Below are 17,232 nucleotides of genomic sequence, written 5' to 3' on the forward strand. Positions count from 1 at the left end.
GTGCGCCCAGAGGGATTCGAACCCCCGGCCTCCTGTTCCGTAGACAGGCGCTCTATCCAGCTGAGCTATGGGCGCATATTTAGTTTGCGTGATTCACTCTCGCGAACCTCGAATAACTATACAGATGAAATTCGATCGGTACAAATCGCAGGTGGACGGTATCTATCGAAAGTGAACAGAAGGTTATGTGAAGAATCCAAAAGGGTACCGGTCTACGTGACCTTGGTCACATAAATGGGTTGATGTTCATCGATAAACCCCCGAAATTTCGGGAAATTTATCTTCCCAAGTCTAACATCAGCCCAATGCTGAGGATTGGGTCACACAATGTGCCAGCTGGAGTACCCCTAGCCTTGATTTATTGACAAATTCAGCCCAATGGAGGGAATGGATAATGAGCACGAGCTCCGATCAGAACGTAATCGACGCAGCGCCAACCACGCACGCAAAGTTGGCAGCTTGGGTTGAGGAAGTTGCCGCGCTGACGAAGCCCGAACGTGTTTATTGGGTCGACGGCTCCGCTGCGGAGAATGACCGCCTGACCGCTGAACTGGTTGAGGCCGGCACTCTGGTTAAGCTGACCGACCCGAACTTCCCGAATTCCTACGCAGGATTCTCGGATCCGAAGGACGTCGCCCGTGTTGAGGAGCGCACCTTCATCTGCTCGGAGAAGGAAGAAGACGCCGGCTTCACCAATAACTGGGAAGACCCAGCGAAGATGAAGTCGATGCTCAACGGACTGTTCGACGGATCGATGCGCGGACGCACCATGTACGTCATTCCATTCGTCATGGGCCCGCTGAACGCCGACGAGCCTGCATACGGTGTAGAGCTGACCGACTCCGCCTACGTGGTCGCTTCGATGCGCGTCATGGCCAAGATCGGTAGCGAAGTGCTGCGCAAGATGGAAGCCGAAGAAGCCTTCTTTGTTCCTGCGTTGCACTCGGTCGGCGCACCGCTTAAGCCAGGGCAGGAAGATGTCGTCTGGCCATGCAACGAAGACAAGTGGATCGTGCACTTCCCCGAAGAGCGCGCCATCATGTCTTACGGCTCGGGCTACGGCGGAAACGCCCTGCTGGGCAAGAAGTGCTACTCGCTGCGCATTGCCTCGGCAATGGCCCGCGACGAGGGTTGGCTCGCCGAGCACATGCTGATCCTGAAGCTGACCAGCCCACAGGGCAGGTCCTACAACATTGCAGCGGCCTTCCCCTCGGCCTGCGGCAAGACGAACCTCGCCCTGCTGGAACCAACCATTGAAGGCTGGAAAGCCGAGACGCTGGGCGATGACATCAACTGGATGCGCATCGGCAAGGACGGCGAGCTGCGCGGGGTGAACCCGGAATACGGCCTGTTCGGTGTGGCGCCGGGCACCGGGTGGTCCACCAACCCGAACGCCATGCGTGCCATCACCAAGGGCAACTCCATCTTCACCAACGTAGCGCTGACCGACGAAGGCGGCGTCTGGTGGGAGGGCATGACCGACGAGGCTCCGGCGCACCTGACCGACTGGTTGGGCAATGACTGGACGCCAGAGTCGGGCACCAACGCGGCGCACCCGAACTCCCGTTTCTGCACCCCGATCGACCAGGTCGACATGCTGTCCGAGGATTACTACTCGCCAAACGGCGTGAAGATCGACGCGATCCTCTTCGGCGGACGTCGCAAGACGACCATCCCGCTGGTGACCGAGGCGCGCAGCTGGACCAACGGCATCTTCATGGGTTCAACCCTGTCCTCGGAGACCACCGCCGCCGCTTCCGGCGCAACCGGTGTGATCCGCCGCGACCCGATGGCCATGCTGCCATTCATTGGCTACAACGCAGGGGACTACCTGAACCACTGGGACAAGATCTCCGAGAAGCTCAACCCGGAGCAGATGCCGAAGATCTTCTTGGTCAACTGGTTCCGCCGCACCGCCGACGGCGGCTTCGCATGGCCTGGTTTCGGAGATAACTCGCGCGTGCTCAAGTGGGCCATCGAGCGTATCGAAGGCACCGCGGACGCCAAGGAGACCATCATCGGCAACGTGCCAACCGGCGACTCCCTGGACCTGACGGGTCTGAAGGATTTCACCCCAGCCGACGTGGAGGCCGCCGTGGCGGTCAACAAGGACGAATGGGCCACCGAGGTCGAGGGAATCGAAGAATGGTACGAGAACTTCGGTGACGCGCTGCCAGCATCGCTGCGTGCCGAGCTCGACGGTTTGAAAGCCCGCCTCAGCGCCTAGCTTTCGGTGGCAGAAGATCCCGTGGGATCCGCAGAACTGCGGATTCCGCGGGATCTTCGTTTAACCACGCGGAGTTGATTGCCCGCCCATCGCTAGGGGTGCTCCATGGCGCCGGGGTGGAAACGATCCGCGGTGTAGACGAGCGCGCCAAACGCGATCAGCGAACTGGCCACCGCGGTGAGCGCAAAGGCCAACGCGGAATCCGCCCCGGACAGACCGACCAGCGGGGTGGCTAACGCGCCGATGAGGAATTGCGCCGACCCCAAGAGCGCGGAGCCCGAGCCCGAAACATCGCGCACCTCGGCCAACGCCAATCCGGTGGTATTGCCCATGGTGAAACCGATCGAGGAGACCAGCACGAAGATCACCGCCGCCAGGCCCAGACTGCGTATCTGGAGCATCGCCAGCAGGAGGATCACCAGGCTCGCGCCCAGCAGGATCGTCAGCGCGACCGATATGGTGCGGCGTAGCGGGACCCGGCCCACCAGCCGTGCAGAGACCAAGCCCGAAAGGATCAGGCCCGCCGCGTTGAGGCCGAAGCATAGGGCGTAGCCCCGCGCGCTGAGACCCAGCACCTCTTGATAGAGGAAGGGCGAGGCCGAGACATAGGCCATCATCGCGCCGAAAGCGAAGCCGAACTGGACCAGATAGCCGACAAATCGCCGGCGGGAGAGCGCCAGCTTCAGCGGGGCAAGGAAATTTCCGCCCGAACGTGCCGCGGGGGCGAGGGTTTCTCGGTAGATGGCCAGGGATCCGGTGACCATGAGCAGCGCGGCGGCGCTGAGCACCCATAGCACCAGGCGGAAGCCGCCTAGCTCACCGAGGTAGGCTCCCAAGAGCGGGGCCACCGCCGGAGCTATTGCCCCGAAAGTCATCAAGATGCTGAAGGTTCGTGCGGTCTGGACGCCCTTGGTCGTGTCGGCCACGATCGCCTTGGAAATCACCACGCCCGCCGCTCCGCCGATGCCTTGCAAACCGCGGGCGATGCTCAACGCCTCCAAGGATGGCGCCAGCGCGGCGGCCACCGAGGCCAGCACGAATAATGCGGTGCCCCAGCGCAGCGGCCTGGCGCGGCCTAGCCGGTCCGAGAGCGCGCCCCACAGGAGCTGTCCAAGGCCCATCCCCAGCAGGAAGAAGGTCAGGGTCAGCTGGATCGCCGAAGCGGAAGTGGAGAACTCCTGCGTCATCGCCGGGAAGGAAGGCAGATACATGTCCGTGGCCAGCGGGCCGGTGGTGCCCAGCAGGATCAGCAGGGCAAAAAGCGGTGGGGTCAAGCGTGAGCGCTCGAAGGCAGAAGGCATAAGCCCATTCTAGAAGCGGAAACCGCCCTAGCTACGCTTGTTCCCTGGCGAGGTCCGTCGCGGGTACCTGCTCCAGCGGACCGGGCGGCCTGGCGGCAAACCAGGTCACCCCGGCACCGGCCAGCGCCACGCAAAGGATGCCGAGCAGGGACAACCAACCCAGCTGCTCACCGAGCACCAGCCAACCGATCAGCGTGCCCATGGCCGGGTCGATGGCGAACAGCGTGCCCACCACGCGGGCCGAGGATATGCGAGCCGCCAGGGTGTCCACCAGATAGGGGATGGCCACCCCGATCGCGCCGCTCAGGGCCAGTAGTCCCCATTGCGCTCCGGTCACCTCGGCAACCTTCGGGATGCCGAAGGGCAAGGAGACCAGCGCGGCGATCGACACGGACAGCGCCAGCGAGCTGACGGAGGAGTCGCCGGCCTTGCCTACCTTCTCGGCCAGCAGGGTATACAACGCGAAGCAGAGTCCCGCCCCGATGCCGAAGGCGAAGCCGAGCAGATCGAAATGGCCGCCGGGCCCGGCAATGAGAATCACCCCGCCCAGGGCGAGCAATGCCCAGGCGGCTTCGCGGATACGGCGGGAGAACACCAGCGCCACCACCGCAGGGCCCAGAAAATCCAGGGTGACGGCAACGCCTAGGGGCAAATATTCGATCGCCTTATAAAGCAACAAGTTCATCGCCGCCATGACGATTCCGTAGCAGGCAATCGCCGACCACGCGCTCGCGCTGTGCCCGCGCACGGTCGGACGCAAGTAGACCAGCAGCACCACGGCCGCAAGGACTAGCCGCAAGGAACTGACGGCGGGTGAGCCGAGAGCCTCGAACATGCTTGCCGAGATTGCCGAGGAGCCCTGCACTCCGATCGAACCCAGCACCACGAAAAGCGCCGCGCGGCCACCCGAATGTGGCGGGGCGGCCGGTTTGCTTTGAGCTTGGGAGTTCATAGGGGGAGAACCTTTTTCGAGTCGGGGCCTCTCTGATTGAAGTGCAGGCAGGTCAGTTGGCCAAGAATACGGCGTGGAATTGTCACAATCCGGGTTCAGTTTCCAGCTACCGACGGGTAAGTGGGTGCAAAATCAACTAAATATGAAAAGATGAATCCATGGTTTTGGCACGATTGATTCTAGGGTTGCTTTGTTTGGCGCCGATGACTGGTTACGAGCTCAAGAAGCACTTTGACTCCTCTATTAATCACTTCTGGAACGCCGACAAGGCACAGATCTACCGCACGTTGGCGCAGCTGGTGGATCAAGGCTGGGCCACGGTGACCACCGTGGCCCAGTCGAATTATCCCGACCGCCAGGAGCACCACATCACCGATGCGGGGCGCGAGGCCCTGGTCGGGTGGCTTTCCAACGGCGCGGCCCACGGTGCCGAACGAGATCCGTTCATGGGCCAGGTCTTTTTCGCTGCCGAGCTGCCGCGCGAGGACATCGACCAGCTGCTGGTCGAACGCCGGGCCAAGACGCAGGCGATCCTGGATGACTACCTCTCGCAGCGCGAGGGCATCGATATGCGAGCTGCCGCGGACCGTCGTAGCTTCCTGATGGCCGCCACCTTGGACCATGCAATCCGACAGCAGGCCGCCGAGCTGGAGTGGCTCGACGCAGTATTGGAGCATCTGCCATGACGCTAGGCAAAGATCAGGGGCCCACGGCGAAGAAATTCACCCGCGAGGCTACCGATTACCCCGAGCTGCATCCGGCTCGCCGGCAGGCGGGGCCGCATAAGCACGAACAGACGCTGGTGTTCCTGCATGGCGGAAACGTCGGCAACTGGAGCTGGGATCCGCAGGTCCTGGCCTTTGGCGACTATAACGTCTTGACCTTGCACCTGCCGGCCTTCGGCGCGCGCAGCGAAGAAACCTGGCAGGGACTGGATTCCGCCGCAGACGATGTGGCGGCACTGATCGCCGACGAAGTATCCGAAGGCGGAGTGCATCTAGTCGGGATGTCGCTCGGCGGTGTCATTGCCTTGCATGTGGCGGCCCGGCATCCGGAACTGATCGATTCGCTGTTGCTGACCGGCACTCCGGTCACCGGAGTTCCGGCCGCGGCACGTGCGGTGAACCGGATGCAGCTCAAGCTCATCGGCAGCGAATGGTACTGGCGGTTCCAAGCCGGCGCCTACGGCATGGTGGATGACGAAAGGGAGCTGTTCACCGAACACGGGGTGATGCTGAAGCCGGAGAATCTGCGCGCCATCATGGACGATCTGGATCCCGGAGGAGTGCCGGAAAGGCTCTCTGCCTACACCGGCCCGGTGCTCGCGCTGGCTGGGGGCAAAGAACCCAAACTCGTGCAGAAGTCTTTCGCGGCGCTCCGCGAGGAGCTTGGGCAGGCGGTGACCCGGGTGGTCCCGGGAATGCACCACCAATGGAATATTGAGAACCCCTTGCTGTTCAACTCCGTGGTGCGGCGTTGGATTACCGACTCGACGATCCACCCGATCCTCGTAGATCCGCTAACCGCCAAGCCATCGAAACAGCCCAAGGCTTCCAAGCAGGCAAAGCCCGAGCGCGCGGCAACTGTTGAAGCGCCCGCAGAAAAGCCGGAGCGAGCCTCAGCGCCGCAGTCCGCGGTCCCGGACGAGAAACCGAAAGCTAAAAAGCCCGAGAAGAAGTGAATGGCTTCGGCTGACAGCTAAGCGCGGTGCAGCTGCCCCCATTGATGTAGCTGCACCGCGCTTAGCCGGTCTATATTCAGGCTGCTAGCCAAACATCCGGTCCGAAGACCTCGTAGTGGATGTGCTGGGCTGGGACCCCGGCGGCCAGCGCCTGGCCGCGGACCGCGTGCATGAACGGCAGCGGCCCGCACAGGTAGAGGTGGCTGCCGGCGGCAACCTGATCGCTCAGGTCCATGAAGCCCGCGGTGGCCTCGATGCGTTCCGGAAGTTCTCCGCGTTCGAACCAGGTGCGCAGCTTCGCCTGTGGCAGCTGGGACAGCGAATCGAGCATCTGCTCGCGCAACGGCCAGGAGGCGTAGTCCCGGTCCGCATGCAGCACGGTGATTTCACGGGTCGAGCCGTGCGCCGCCAGGGTGCTCAGGGCCGCGGCGCTAGGAGTGCAGCCGATGCCAGCGGTGGCGATGACCAGCGGTGCGCCAGAAACGTCGATGATGAGGTCTCCATAGGGATTTGAAAGTTCGACTTCGTCCCCGACCTGCAGCGCGCCATGCAGGACCGGGCTGAACTCGCCAGCCACATCAAGTTTCACGGTGAACGTGCGCCGTGCGGTGTTCTCGATATCCGCGCTGAGCGTGTACTGGCGAACCTGGCGCAGGCCATCGGCCATCGGCATGCGCACCGAAATGAATTGTCCGGGCTTGGCTAGGGTAGCCGCGGTGTCATCGCCCGGCTCGAAGCTGAAGGTCAGCGAGCCGTTGGCAGCTTCGGTACGTTCGATGAGCCTCCACGGGCTGTAGACGACGTCGTTTGCCTGCTGAGCGTACAAGCCCTTTTCGATCTTGATCAGCGCGTGGGCCATCAGCCAGTACACCTCGCTCCAGGCCTCCGCGATTTCCTGGGTCAGCGCGTCGCCAAGGTCCTCGGCGATGGCAGCGAACAGGTGCTCATGCACGATGGGGTACTGCTCCTCGACGACACCGAGCGAGCTGTGCTTGTGCGCAATGCGGGCCAGCATGGTTTCGGGCAGCGTCGTTGGCGAATTCAACAGGTGGGCGGCGAAGACCGCGATGGAGCCGGCGAGAGCCTGCTGCTGCGTTCCGTTCTTCTGGTTCGACCGGGAGAAGATTCCGTCGAGCAGCTGCGGGTGAGCGGCAAAGAGCCGCTCATAGAATTTTGGGGTGATGCTGGAGATGCGCTGACCAATAATCGGCAGCGTGGCTTCGATGATTGGGCGGGACTGGGTTGAAAGCATCTGGTCTCCTTGAAGGCGGGAATAACTTGTATCTGAAATACAAGATTATGCTTTTAGTTCTACTCCTTGTAGAAGATGATTGCAAATCGATCAGGAACTTAGCGGAAGCCTTGGGCTTGGCTACGCGCCATGACGAACAGTGGGGAAGGGGAGGAGACTAATTGCCGGCGAGTTTTCGCAAATCTCTTTGACCGTCAACGGGTCTAGGGAAGCATAAAAGGCTTCTCTGGCTGCCCGCAATGCCAAGCGCAGCCGGCAACCGCCAGCCAGGGGGCAATCGTCCGTTGCGTCATGAGATGTGCAGTCCACGACATCTTCACGCCAATCCAGCCGGCGCAAGAGCGCGCCCACGGAGAACGCTAAACCTTGCTCGGTCATCTGCGCGCCACCATGACGCCCACGGGTGACGTCGATGAGGCCCAGGGTGCGCAATTCCAGTACGGCCTTGGCCACGTGGTTATAGGGAACCCCGACCAGGTCGGAAACTTCACGGCTGGTCAGTTGGCCTACGCCCGGTGCGCCTAGAACCATTACGGTTCGTAGGCACACGTCGGCGAAGGCGCTGAGTTTCATGAACTCAAGTCTACTGCTGGGTGTTGGCCCACACCGACTCGGCGGATTCCGCGGCAGGATCTTCGAAGGTCCACTCGCCGCCTGGTTCGGACGGCATGGCGTATGGCTGGACGATCGCCAGCGCCGCGCCGACCTTGTGCTCGGCCACCACATGGATGGCGTCGCGGTCATCTGCTTCGAGCAGCACGTCCGAGGCGATCGCAATCGCGTCGAAGTGGGTTCCCTGCTGGTTGAGCACCTCAACCAGATCCGCGGCCATGGCCTCGGTGTCGATGTCCGCATCCGGGTCTTCGGGGTTGTCCGTTGGTGGAACCGCGATCAGGCGCAGCTCTGGCTCGCCATCGGCTTCCGTGGGTTCCAAGGCGATAGCGAAAGGCAGGAAGACGCCCTGCTCCTCAAGCTGCTCGCGGGCCACACCCAGTGCGGTGCCCAAAACCTTGTTCAGTGCGTCCTTGACGGACTCGTCTAGTTCTTCGAGATTCATGGCTTTGACCCCTTTACTTGGTGGTGTTTGCTTCGCGCACGATTGCTAAAACCGTATCGCGAATCGGTTCGATATGCTGCGCCGTGGCGCCTTCACCGTTGAAACGCAGGAACGGTTCGGTATTCGAAGGACGCAAATTGATCCACCAGCTGCCGTCCTGTGCGCTGAAGGTTGTGCCATCCAGCGTGCTGACGTCCACCGGCTGGCCGGCAAAATGCGCTACCACCCGAGCGATGGCACCAGCCTTGTCCGCGACCTCCGAATTGATTTCCCCGGTGGCAACATAAGGCTCGTATTCCCGGCCCAACTCGGAAAGCGGCAGCTGCTGCTCACCCAAGGCCGCCAACACGTGCATGGCAGCGAGCATGCCGGTATCGGCATTGTAGAAATCACGGAAATAATAGTGAGCCGAGTGCTCACCGCCAAACACCGCCCCCTGGACCGCCATCTCGGCCTTGATGAACGAATGACCCACACGGGTCTCCACCGGAACACCACCGAACTTCTGCACAAACTCGGGCACCGCCTTGGAAGTGATCAGATTGTGGATGACCACCGGTTGCTGCTCGCCCTCGGCCTGCACCCGTGCGATCTCCCGGACCGCCACCAAGGCGGTAATCGCCGAAGGAGACAACGGCAGGCCGCGCTCGTCGATCACGAAGCAACGATCCGCATCCCCGTCGAAGGCCAGCCCCAGGTCCGCGCCGTGCTCCAGCACCGCCGCCTGCAGATCCTTGAGGTTTTCCGGTTCCAGCGGGTTGGCCGGATGGTTCGGGAAGGTCCCATCGAGGTCGAAATACAGTGGCACGATCTCCAGCGGCAGGCCGGGAAGGACCTGATCTCCGAGAACCGCGGGCGTGGTCAAACCGCCCATGCCATTGCCGGCATCAACCACCAGCTTCAGCGGGCGGATCGCGGAAAGGTCCACCAGGTCGCGCAGGTAGCCTGCGTAGTCGGCCAGCACGTCGCGTTCGCTGACGGTGCCCTGGGCGCCGTCACCGGAAATCGGCAGGCCCTCATCCAGGTACTGCTGCGCCAAGTCGCGAATGTCGAAAAGCCCGGTGTCCGAAGAGACCGGCCGCGCCCCGGCCTTGGACATCTTGATCCCGTTGTACTGGGCGGGGTTATGGCTGGCGGTGAACACCACGCCGGCGGCCCTGTGCTTGCCGGAGGCAAAATAAAGTTCATCGGTGGAGATCAGGCCGAGCATCACCACATTGGCGCCGCGGTAGGTGGCGCCCCGGGCGAAAGCCTGGGCAAAAGTCGTGCTTGACGGGCGCATGTCGCCGCCAACGAGGACATCCTTCCCGGCCAGGGACAACACGTCGACAAAAGCGGCGCCGATAGCTTCGACGGCTTCGGCATCCAGGCTTTCACCGACTACGCCTCGCACGTCATAGGCTTTGAAACTCTGGTTCAGGTCAATTTCTTCACTCACAGCATTCAGACTACCGGTTTGGCGGTGCCAGGCGGTGGCGAATGGCCAGTTAGTACATGGGAAATGGCTTACACTTCCACGCGGTTGTACCCAATGCGCGCCGAGGAGAACAAAAACGTGGGCCGATACTGAAATACTGTGGATATGGAAGCCACACAGCACAATGATCTGAAGAATCTCGCGCTGCAGAAACTGCGTGCCCTCGTACAGCATCCCGAGGCACAGTTTCACGACGGACAGTACGAAGCGATTAGCGCGCTGGTCGAAGAACGCCGCAGGGCGCTGGTGGTGCAACGCACCGGCTGGGGTAAATCTGCGGTGTACTTCATTTCCTCGTTGTTGTTGCGTGAACAGGGCTTCGGCCCCACCCTGATCGTCTCCCCGCTGCTGGCCCTGATGCGGGATCAGGTGGCCGCGGCAGAGCGTGCCGGAGTGCGGGCCGCGGCAATCAACTCCGCCAATGTACTCGAATGGCGCGAGATTCTGTCCAAGCTGGAACGCGACGAGATCGATGTGCTGCTGGTTTCGCCCGAGCGCCTGAACAATCCCTCTTTCCGGGAACAGCAGCTGCCGATGCTGATGAGCCGCCTGGGGCTGTTGGTGATTGACGAAGCCCACTGCATTTCCGACTGGGGACACGATTTCCGCCCCGACTACCGGCGCATTCGTGACCTGATCAACCGTCTCCCGCAGGGCCTGCCGGTGCTTGCCACCACCGCAACCGCGAACTCCCGCGTGGTGCAGGACGTGGCCGAACAGCTCTCCGGCGGAACCCAAGAAGTCTTCACCTTGCGCGGCACGCTCGCCCGCGACTCGCTTCGCTTAGGGGTGCTCCGCCTGCCCTCGCCCCGAATGCAGCTAGCCTGGCTGCTCAGCCACATCGACGACTTCCACGGCTCGGGAATCATCTACACCTTAACCGTCTCTGCCGCCGAAGACATCGCCCGGCTGCTGCGCGATGCCGGGCATCCGGTTGCCGCCTACACCGGACGCACCGACATAGAAGAACGCGAAAAACTCGAACGCGCGCTGAAAGCCAATGAAGTCAAGGCGCTCATCGCCACCAGTGCCTTGGGCATGGGCTTCGACAAACCAGATCTGGGCTTTGTCATCCACGTGGGGGCGCCAAGTTCACCTGTTGCCTATTACCAGCAGGTCGGTCGCGCCGGTCGTGGCAGCATCAATGCCGATGTCTTGCTGCTGCCGGGCTCGGATGACGCAGAAATCTGGGACTATTTCGCTACCAGCTCCATGCCCGACCAGAACCGAGCGAACCAGGTCCTGGAGGCCTTGGCCCAAACCGACGGGGCGATGAGCGTGCCAGCTCTGGAAAGCGCAGTGAACCTGCGGCGCTCCCCGCTGGAGCTGCTGCTCAAGGTCCTCGCCGTAGATGGTGCCGTCGAACGCGTGGCCGGCGGATGGATGCGCACCGACATGCCTTGGGCCTACGACGCAGAGCGCTATAAGCGAGTGGCGCAAAGCCGGGTGCATGAACAGACCCTGATGATTGATTATGAGAACACCCGGGGTTGCCGGATGGAGTTCCTCACCAAGGCGCTTGACGACCCGGAATCAGCCCCTTGCGGACGCTGCGATAACTGCGCTGGCACCTGGTTCGATGACCACATCCCGGATGCGTCCAAAGACAACGCCCAAGCCGCCCTGGTGCGTGCCGGCGTCCAGATAGAACCACGCAAGCTCTACCCCTCGGGTCTGCAGCGACTGGGGCATTCGCTGAAGGGCAAAATCCCGGTGGATGAGCAATTGGCCACCGGCCGCTCGCTGGCACGACTGACCGACCTAGGCTGGGGTAACCGCTTGCGTCAGCTCTTCGCTGACCCGGTGGACAAGCCAATTGACCCCGCCATGCTCGAGGCCTGCACCAAGGTGCTGGCCGAGTGGAACTGGGAACAGCGTCCGGTCGCCGTACTGGCGATGCCCTCGACCAAGCGTCCACAGTTGATCAGTTCGTTGGCTCAGGGGCTGGCGCAGATCGGCCGGCTACGTTATCTGGGGCAGCTGGAATACCGCGGGACGCCGCCACAGGGCGGACCGGGCGGTAACTCGGCCTTCCGTCTGGCAGCCGTGGCAGACGCCTTCGAAATTCCTGCACAGATCGATCAACTGCTGTCCACCGCACCGGGGCCGGTGATGCTGGTTGACGATCTCGCCGACTCCCGCTGGTCCTTGGCGATGGCGGGCCGTGCATTGCGGATCGCCGGAGCACCGGGTGTTTTGCCTTTCACTCTGGGCATAGCAGGGTAATTGCACAGTTAAACGAAGTAGTCTGGATGTATGGAGATCGTCATCTGGCTCGTTGTTGCTATTGCTGTTATTACCCTCGGTTACGTGTGGCTTCAATCTGTCCGGAAGAAAAATACTACTCAGATTTCGCAAGCTATCAGTCGGGAAGCAGCGAAGGATGCAAACGCGAAGCTCGATGACAGCTCACGCAACGCCATCTATCGGAACCTTGCTAAGGGCGACGTCATGGGGGCCGTGCAGAATTATCGTGCGGTAACCGGTGACACGGTAAAGAACTGCGTGATCGCAGTGCGTAGCCTCGACGCTTATCCGCAGACCGCGCCGGTTAAGGAACTGCCGGTTGATGAAGCCGAAATTCAGGCGCTTCGGGACAAGCTGGAAGCTCAGATCGCCGATTCCGAAGAGGACTCGGGCGTAGCGACGTCTCCGGCCGTTGCCCCGGAAGCCGATGAGGATAAGTCTGAGGATTTGTGGGTAGTTCCCGAAGAGTGGAGCAATCAGTTTGGCTCCGAGCAAGAACATAGTGCCACGCATTTTAAGATGGCCTTCGAAGTTGAGGGAGAGGCGCACGAGTTCTCCAGCGAAGAACTGCCACCCAACGAATACGATCAGCTGTTCTCGATGCTGCGGGACGAGAACTTTTCTGGTGCCGCCGAAATCCTGCACGGGCACACGGGACTCCCCGTCGAAGACCTTGAACGCATGATCTCTACTTCGCCAATTGCCGGGCAGAGCTCGCAGGGGAACGTGGCAGATTTCCGTTTCGAAGGCCAAGGGCCAGATGGACCGGTGCACTTCGACGCGGCCGACCTGCCCGAAGCGGAACGCGAAGCGTTATTTGACGCCATCGCGCACACCGACCTTGAACGAATGTCCGAGATCATTGTGCGCCACACGAAATTGCCTGACGACATCGTGCAAAACATGCTTCGCACCTTCGTGAAGCGCAAGGACTAGATTCGTCGCCGATTTCGTTGCTTCGTGCTCAATGGATGGCTATCGTGAGGAGATACCAGCCAGTTCAATCGCTCACGAAAGGAACCTGACCGTGGATCCAAGTGACAAGGATGCGGACAAGACCATACCTCCGATCGGCGATGATCAGCAGCAGAACGAGCAGCTAAATGAAGAAGCCGCAGCTAAGCTGCGCGAGACGGAAGAACGGATCAAGGAAGCCGCGCACGATGTAGAGCGCGACCTGAAATGATCATCGCAAGCCCCTGAACTTTCGGTCCAAGAGCCGAGTTCGGGGGGTCTTTGCGTTAACGCGCCAATACCGGGTGAACATCCGGAAGCAGCAGTTCTGCAAAGACCTAGAAGAAAAGTAAAACCCCCTAGTCACCTAGGGGGTTTTGGCGGACACGGGGAGATTCGAACTCCATACCCTAAACCGGCCTTTTCATGGATTCTAACGCATGATTCCGGGGCAAAACCACCCAAAGCGCACCTAATCACCAAACCGCATAACACGCATGATTGGTGAGGTAACGCTATTTCCCTAACGGGGAGAGCACTACGTTCCAGCGTAGACAAAACGAAAGCCCCGCTGCCCCTGACCTTAAAGCCAAGAATAGCGGGGCTGTATCGAAACGGTTAGTTAGTGGAACCCGAGCAGGTGGCCATGTTAGTGCCCGACTGCTTGGTAACACTTTCGCCGTCAACCAAAATCTCGCAAGAGACTTTCTGATCCGTCATGTAGTCGCTGTTCTGGACGATCAAAGATGCTGCGTCCCAGCCAGTGACGGTAGTGTCCGTAGTCCATTCACCAGTGAAGGTTTCGTTCGAAGTACCCGAGGTTTCCCCAAAAGTTGCATCAGCCTCGTTTTCCGAAGTTGCCTTGTAGGTGATCACGGACTCTTTGTTGATCTCCTGGTCGATTGCATCAACCGCCGCCACAGTGCCAGCAGTAATCACGCCAGCAATAATGATGGATGCGAGTCCAAGGATCGCGCCTGCAATGGATGTTCCTCTTGGGCGATTCTTCTTTAGTGCTCCGATGATTCCGAGGATCAGCGCCAGACCTCCGAGGGCGAACGCGACCACGCCAATGAGCGGGATGAATGCAAAAAGGACGGCAATGATGCCGAGAACTAGGGCCGCAACTCCGAGGCCGTTGCCTTGCTTGACGAGTGTTTGCTGAGTCATTTTGTCTCCTGTGCGAGTGTTTGTGGATCGGGATTTACCCTATCTGAATGATTGCTGTATGTAGTCATTTTTACGTACTTCTCAACGATTTGAGACCGTAACGTTATCCTGTTTCCAAGCTGTCGATCAAAAAGTGTAAGCTTGAAGCAATTTCTCATTTGAACAAACTTTCGACTCAGGGGGAGGAGAAGGAGTGTCCCAAAGCGCCGACCAGAAGGCGAAGAGCACCCCGCCCGTAAGCGGGCCTATAAGCCTCATATCGTCTTCGGTAAATTGATCGACTGGCACGTGCCCGAGGCCTTCGAAATCGATTCGGTTGTGCCCTTTACGCCGCTTGATCGTGTACTCACGGGCGTTGACTAGATGCTCGATATGGGCGTGCGCTACTTCTTCAAGAATGGGAGACTTGGAGGTTTGAAGGAGTAAAGTTATCTCGGCTTTTTTGGTGTCTTCGCCTACGGCTTCGAGCAGCTTTTTCCATAGGGACCGCTTGGCCTTCGTTTTTGAAACATTGGCGTTGACGTGTGCCATTGTCCAGTCATTCGACCTGGTAGCTGGTAATTTGACCCTTGGTGTTCTTGCGGGGATTTTCGCCGATTACGGGAGAAGGCCCAGTAACATTCTCCTGTTACTAGGCCTTCTTTGGCGGACACGGGGAGATTCGAACTCCCGGTCGAGTTTAACCCCGACACTTCATTAGCAGTGAAGCCCATTCGGCCGCTCTGGCACGTATCCATCCGCTGTTTCCAGCAGAATCTAGCCTACCCGAACATGGTCGAGTGTTCCAAAACGAGAGTGTTAACGTACCTGTCGCCACAGGAATTCGTAGCTGGTAGCCAACATTCTGGCGGTCGATTCGTTGTCGGTGGAGCCCGCATGCCCGCCGTCTTCCGGTTCGTGGTAGCGAACGTTGGCGATGCCCTTGTCGATCATTCTCGCCGCCATCTTCCGGGCTTGAGAGGGACCAACGCGGTCGTCGGTGGTGGTCGTCCAAATCAGCGAGGCCGGATAGCCATCGATCGGATGCGGCTGATCATCCAAGCGATGCAGTGGGGAGAACGTGCGCAAGAACACCCAGTCCTGCGGAACGTCGGGGTCTCCGTACTCGGCAATCCACGAGTGTCCCGCCGCCAGCTGGGTATACCGTTGCATATCCAGCAATGGCACACCGCAAGAGATCGCGCCGAACAGCTGCGGGTAGCCGGCAATCATATTGCCCATCAACAGGCCACCGTTGGACCGTCCGGTCGCCGCCAGACGGGCACGTCGCGTCACTCCGCGGGCGACCAGATCTTCGGCTATGGCTGCAAAGTCTTCATAGGCACGATGGCGGTTTTCGCGCAGCGCCGCACGATGCCAGTTGGGGCCGTATTCGCCGCCGCCTCGAATGTTGGTCATGACGTATACCGGCAGGCGCCCATTGCTGGAGCGTCTGCTCAACCATCCGGCTCCCATCGCCGGGGCATAACCAGGTGTCATGCTGTGCTGGAAACCGCCATAGCCGTCCATCAACACAGAATTTTCGCCGTCGAGTTTCAACCGTGCATCGGCAACCTGGAAGTAGGGCACACGGGTCCCGTCCTTGGAGAGCGCGAAGTGCTGCGTCACGCTAAACCCGGCAGCGTCAAAACGCTCCGGAGATCGCTTGACGACCTCTGCCTCCGCTCCGATCGACCCGCGAAATAAGGTCGTAGGGGTGGTGAAGCCGGTGACCGTCATCCAATAATCGTCGGCGGTCGCGGCATCCTCATCGTCCACGGCACCCACCGAAACGCTGAGCATCGGGTCGGCGAGCGGCAGCGATGTTTCGGCAAAGTTCGCGCGCAGATCAAATATCCGAATTTGTGCGGCCACATCGTGTAGCACCGAGACCAGCAGGTAGTTGGCGGTGAAGTCCATGCCTTGCAGGGAGGTCTTCGCATCCGGTTGGAAGATGACCTTCTGGATGCGGCCGTCGTTCAGGAAATCATCGAGTCTGCTGATTGCCAAGGAGCCTGCAGGAATGAGTTCTGCATGATGTTCCCAGTCGGTTTGCGGGGCGAACAACACCCATTGGCGGTGCAGGCTGACCTGCACATCGGCCGGGACCTCAATATTATGGTGGGTCCCGTCGAGGATGACGCCGGTGCGTGAGTTGTAGAAGTCGATGGCATCGGTAGTCACGATGCGTTCAAAGCCCGGGGCCGAATCGAAATAGCAGAAGGCCGCCACATGTTCTTGGGCAACTTCAAAAATGATCTCGGCATCTTCCAGAGCTGAGCCGCGGGTGAGCTTCCGTGCGGTGCGTGCATAAGTTGAACGTGTCGTATCGGACTCGTTGGTAGCCGAAGCGACCAGCAACGTATTTTCATCGATCCAGCTTGCCGAGGTCTTTGCAACCGCGAGGTCGAAACCATCATCGATGAAGCACAGGGTTTCCAAATCGAATTCGCGCACACGTACCTGATCTCCACCGTCCGGGCTTAGCCGGATGAGTGCTCTACGGTGCGGCTCTCCTTCTGCCGGCCGCAAAAACGCAGACCCGGCGAAGTGCCATGGTTCGCCCTGCTGCATTGCATAGCCGTCCATGTCCAACAGAATTTCCCACTGGGGATTCTCGGTGCGATATGAATCCCACGTGGTACGGCGCCAGAGGCCCAGACGGTGCTCGGCATCACGCCAGAAGTTGTAGTAGTAGTCTCCGCGCTTGGTGACCATCGGGATGCGGTCCTGTGAATCCAGTACCCGGCGAATAGCTTCGACGCTTTGTGAAAAGTCGTCATCGTGAAGTTCGGCTTCGGTGCGTTGAGTTTGAGCGCGAACCCAATCCAACGCGGCATCACCGTGGGTGGCTTCGAGCCAGGCATAAGGATCGGTCGTTTCCAGGGAATCAGACGGGGTTGAATGCATAGCCACAGTCTATGCATTCAAGGTA

General features: G+C 60.3%; 15 protein-coding genes and 2 tRNA genes. 6 read left to right on the plus strand and 11 right to left on the minus strand.

Annotated elements, in window-relative coordinates; translation table 11 throughout:
- Window position 1: 1 nt before the first annotated feature.
- Window positions 2-75: transfer RNA gene (locus tag ACT3TP_RS16045), tRNA-Arg, on the minus strand.
- 319 nt (window positions 76-394) lie between these two features.
- On the opposite strand from ACT3TP_RS16045, the gene ACT3TP_RS16050 reads away from it, so the two are divergent.
- Window positions 395-2,227, plus strand: a complete 1,833-nt coding sequence (locus tag ACT3TP_RS16050; protein WP_105553392.1) for a phosphoenolpyruvate carboxykinase (GTP) — start codon at window positions 395-397, stop codon at window positions 2,225-2,227.
- 92 nt (window positions 2,228-2,319) lie between these two features.
- Here ACT3TP_RS16050 and ACT3TP_RS16055 read toward each other — a convergent pair whose 3' ends face one another.
- Together ACT3TP_RS16055 and ACT3TP_RS16060 are read right to left on the minus strand one after the other, a co-directional pair.
- Window positions 2,320-3,528: a multidrug effflux MFS transporter gene (locus tag ACT3TP_RS16055; RefSeq protein WP_096285367.1), complete on the minus strand. Its 1,209-nt coding sequence runs from the start codon at window positions 3,526-3,528 to the stop codon at window positions 2,320-2,322.
- 31 nt (window positions 3,529-3,559) lie between these two features.
- Complete coding sequence (locus ACT3TP_RS16060; RefSeq protein WP_444620998.1) at window positions 3,560-4,480, minus strand: EamA family transporter; 921 nt, start codon at window positions 4,478-4,480, stop codon at window positions 3,560-3,562.
- 158 nt (window positions 4,481-4,638) lie between these two features.
- On the opposite strand from ACT3TP_RS16060, the gene ACT3TP_RS16065 reads away from it, so the two are divergent.
- Both ACT3TP_RS16065 and ACT3TP_RS16070 read left to right on the plus strand, forming a co-directional pair.
- Window positions 4,639-5,166 (plus strand): PadR family transcriptional regulator, encoded by a 528-nt coding sequence (locus ACT3TP_RS16065; protein WP_096285361.1) that lies wholly within the window; start codon window positions 4,639-4,641, stop codon window positions 5,164-5,166.
- Entirely contained in the window at window positions 5,163-6,161 is a 999-nt protein-coding gene (locus ACT3TP_RS16070) for an alpha/beta fold hydrolase (protein WP_096285359.1), read from the plus strand. Before ACT3TP_RS16065 ends, ACT3TP_RS16070 begins: the two co-directional genes overlap by 4 nt.
- Before the next feature lie 76 nt (window positions 6,162-6,237).
- On the opposite strand, the gene ACT3TP_RS16075 is transcribed toward ACT3TP_RS16070, so the two are convergent.
- The 4 genes from ACT3TP_RS16075 to ACT3TP_RS16090 all read right to left on the minus strand — a co-directional run bounded on the left by ACT3TP_RS16075 (window position 6,238) and on the right by ACT3TP_RS16090 (window position 9,908).
- Window positions 6,238-7,413, minus strand: coding sequence for a globin domain-containing protein (locus tag ACT3TP_RS16075; protein ID WP_096285357.1), 1,176 nt, complete (start codon window positions 7,411-7,413; stop codon window positions 6,238-6,240).
- A 120-nt stretch (window positions 7,414-7,533) separates the two neighbouring features.
- Window positions 7,534-7,986 (minus strand): RrF2 family transcriptional regulator, encoded by a 453-nt coding sequence (locus ACT3TP_RS16080; protein WP_096285355.1) that lies wholly within the window; start codon window positions 7,984-7,986, stop codon window positions 7,534-7,536.
- A gap of 10 nt (window positions 7,987-7,996) precedes the next feature.
- Window positions 7,997-8,470 carry a hypothetical protein gene (locus ACT3TP_RS16085; RefSeq protein WP_096285353.1) on the minus strand — a complete coding sequence of 158 codons (474 nt, stop codon included), beginning with the start codon at window positions 8,468-8,470 and terminating at the stop codon, window positions 7,997-7,999.
- A gap of 13 nt (window positions 8,471-8,483) precedes the next feature.
- On the minus strand, window positions 8,484-9,908 hold the full coding sequence (locus ACT3TP_RS16090) for a phosphomannomutase/phosphoglucomutase (protein ID WP_444620999.1): 1,425 nt from the start codon (window positions 9,906-9,908) through the stop codon (window positions 8,484-8,486).
- Between the two features lie 144 nt (window positions 9,909-10,052).
- Here ACT3TP_RS16090 and ACT3TP_RS16095 point away from each other — a divergent pair, with 144 nt between their 5' ends.
- The 3 genes from ACT3TP_RS16095 to ACT3TP_RS16105 all read left to right on the plus strand — a co-directional run bounded on the left by ACT3TP_RS16095 (window position 10,053) and on the right by ACT3TP_RS16105 (window position 13,380).
- The gene (locus tag ACT3TP_RS16095) at window positions 10,053-12,173 is read left to right on the plus strand and encodes a RecQ family ATP-dependent DNA helicase (RefSeq protein ID WP_096285349.1); all 2,121 of its coding nucleotides are present in this window, start codon (window positions 10,053-10,055) and stop codon (window positions 12,171-12,173) included.
- Window positions 12,174-12,203: 30 nt separating this feature from the next.
- A complete protein-coding gene (locus ACT3TP_RS16100) occupies window positions 12,204-13,130 on the plus strand; it encodes a hypothetical protein (protein ID WP_096285347.1) in 927 nt (308 codons plus the stop codon).
- A 91-nt stretch (window positions 13,131-13,221) separates the two neighbouring features.
- Window positions 13,222-13,380 (plus strand): hypothetical protein, encoded by a 159-nt coding sequence (locus tag ACT3TP_RS16105; protein ID WP_176484140.1) that lies wholly within the window; start codon window positions 13,222-13,224, stop codon window positions 13,378-13,380.
- Window positions 13,381-13,766: 386 nt separating this feature from the next.
- On the opposite strand, the gene ACT3TP_RS16110 is transcribed toward ACT3TP_RS16105, so the two are convergent.
- The 4 genes from ACT3TP_RS16110 to ACT3TP_RS16125 all read right to left on the minus strand — a co-directional run bounded on the left by ACT3TP_RS16110 (window position 13,767) and on the right by ACT3TP_RS16125 (window position 17,207).
- Window positions 13,767-14,318 (minus strand): DUF308 domain-containing protein, encoded by a 552-nt coding sequence (locus ACT3TP_RS16110; RefSeq protein ID WP_096285345.1) that lies wholly within the window; start codon window positions 14,316-14,318, stop codon window positions 13,767-13,769.
- Between the two features lie 126 nt (window positions 14,319-14,444).
- Entirely contained in the window at window positions 14,445-14,849 is a 405-nt protein-coding gene (locus ACT3TP_RS16115; protein ID WP_096285343.1) for a hypothetical protein, read from the minus strand.
- Window positions 14,850-14,961: 112 nt separating this feature from the next.
- Window positions 14,962-15,053 (minus strand) — tRNA-Ser (locus ACT3TP_RS16120).
- A 63-nt stretch (window positions 15,054-15,116) separates the two neighbouring features.
- The gene (locus ACT3TP_RS16125) at window positions 15,117-17,207 is read right to left on the minus strand and encodes a prolyl oligopeptidase family serine peptidase (protein ID WP_444615722.1); all 2,091 of its coding nucleotides are present in this window, start codon (window positions 17,205-17,207) and stop codon (window positions 15,117-15,119) included.
- Window positions 17,208-17,232 lie beyond the last annotated feature (25 nt).

This window comes from Glutamicibacter sp. AOP38-B1-38, from assembly GCF_052377485.1.
Lineage (GTDB): Bacteria > Actinomycetota > Actinomycetes > Actinomycetales > Micrococcaceae > Glutamicibacter.

Coding starts and splice junctions, on each gene's coding strand:
- ACT3TP_RS16050 (WP_105553392.1), top strand. CDS start 395: ATGAGCACGAGCTCCGATCAGAACGTAATCGACGCAGCGCCAACCACG.
- ACT3TP_RS16055 (WP_096285367.1), bottom strand. CDS start 3,528: ATGCCTTCTGCCTTCGAGCGCTCACGCTTGACCCCACCGCTTTTTGCC.
- ACT3TP_RS16060 (WP_444620998.1), bottom strand. CDS start 4,480: ATGAACTCCCAAGCTCAAAGCAAACCGGCCGCCCCGCCACATTCGGGT.
- ACT3TP_RS16065 (WP_096285361.1), top strand. CDS start 4,639: ATGGTTTTGGCACGATTGATTCTAGGGTTGCTTTGTTTGGCGCCGATG.
- ACT3TP_RS16070 (WP_096285359.1), top strand. CDS start 5,163: ATGACGCTAGGCAAAGATCAGGGGCCCACGGCGAAGAAATTCACCCGC.
- ACT3TP_RS16075 (WP_096285357.1), bottom strand. CDS start 7,413: ATGCTTTCAACCCAGTCCCGCCCAATCATCGAAGCCACGCTGCCGATT.
- ACT3TP_RS16080 (WP_096285355.1), bottom strand. CDS start 7,986: ATGAAACTCAGCGCCTTCGCCGACGTGTGCCTACGAACCGTAATGGTT.
- ACT3TP_RS16085 (WP_096285353.1), bottom strand. CDS start 8,470: ATGAATCTCGAAGAACTAGACGAGTCCGTCAAGGACGCACTGAACAAG.
- ACT3TP_RS16095 (WP_096285349.1), top strand. CDS start 10,053: ATGGAAGCCACACAGCACAATGATCTGAAGAATCTCGCGCTGCAGAAA.
- ACT3TP_RS16100 (WP_096285347.1), top strand. CDS start 12,204: ATGGAGATCGTCATCTGGCTCGTTGTTGCTATTGCTGTTATTACCCTC.
- ACT3TP_RS16110 (WP_096285345.1), bottom strand. CDS start 14,318: ATGACTCAGCAAACACTCGTCAAGCAAGGCAACGGCCTCGGAGTTGCG.
- ACT3TP_RS16115 (WP_096285343.1), bottom strand. CDS start 14,849: ATGGCACACGTCAACGCCAATGTTTCAAAAACGAAGGCCAAGCGGTCC.
- ACT3TP_RS16125 (WP_444615722.1), bottom strand. CDS start 17,207: ATGCATTCAACCCCGTCTGATTCCCTGGAAACGACCGATCCTTATGCC.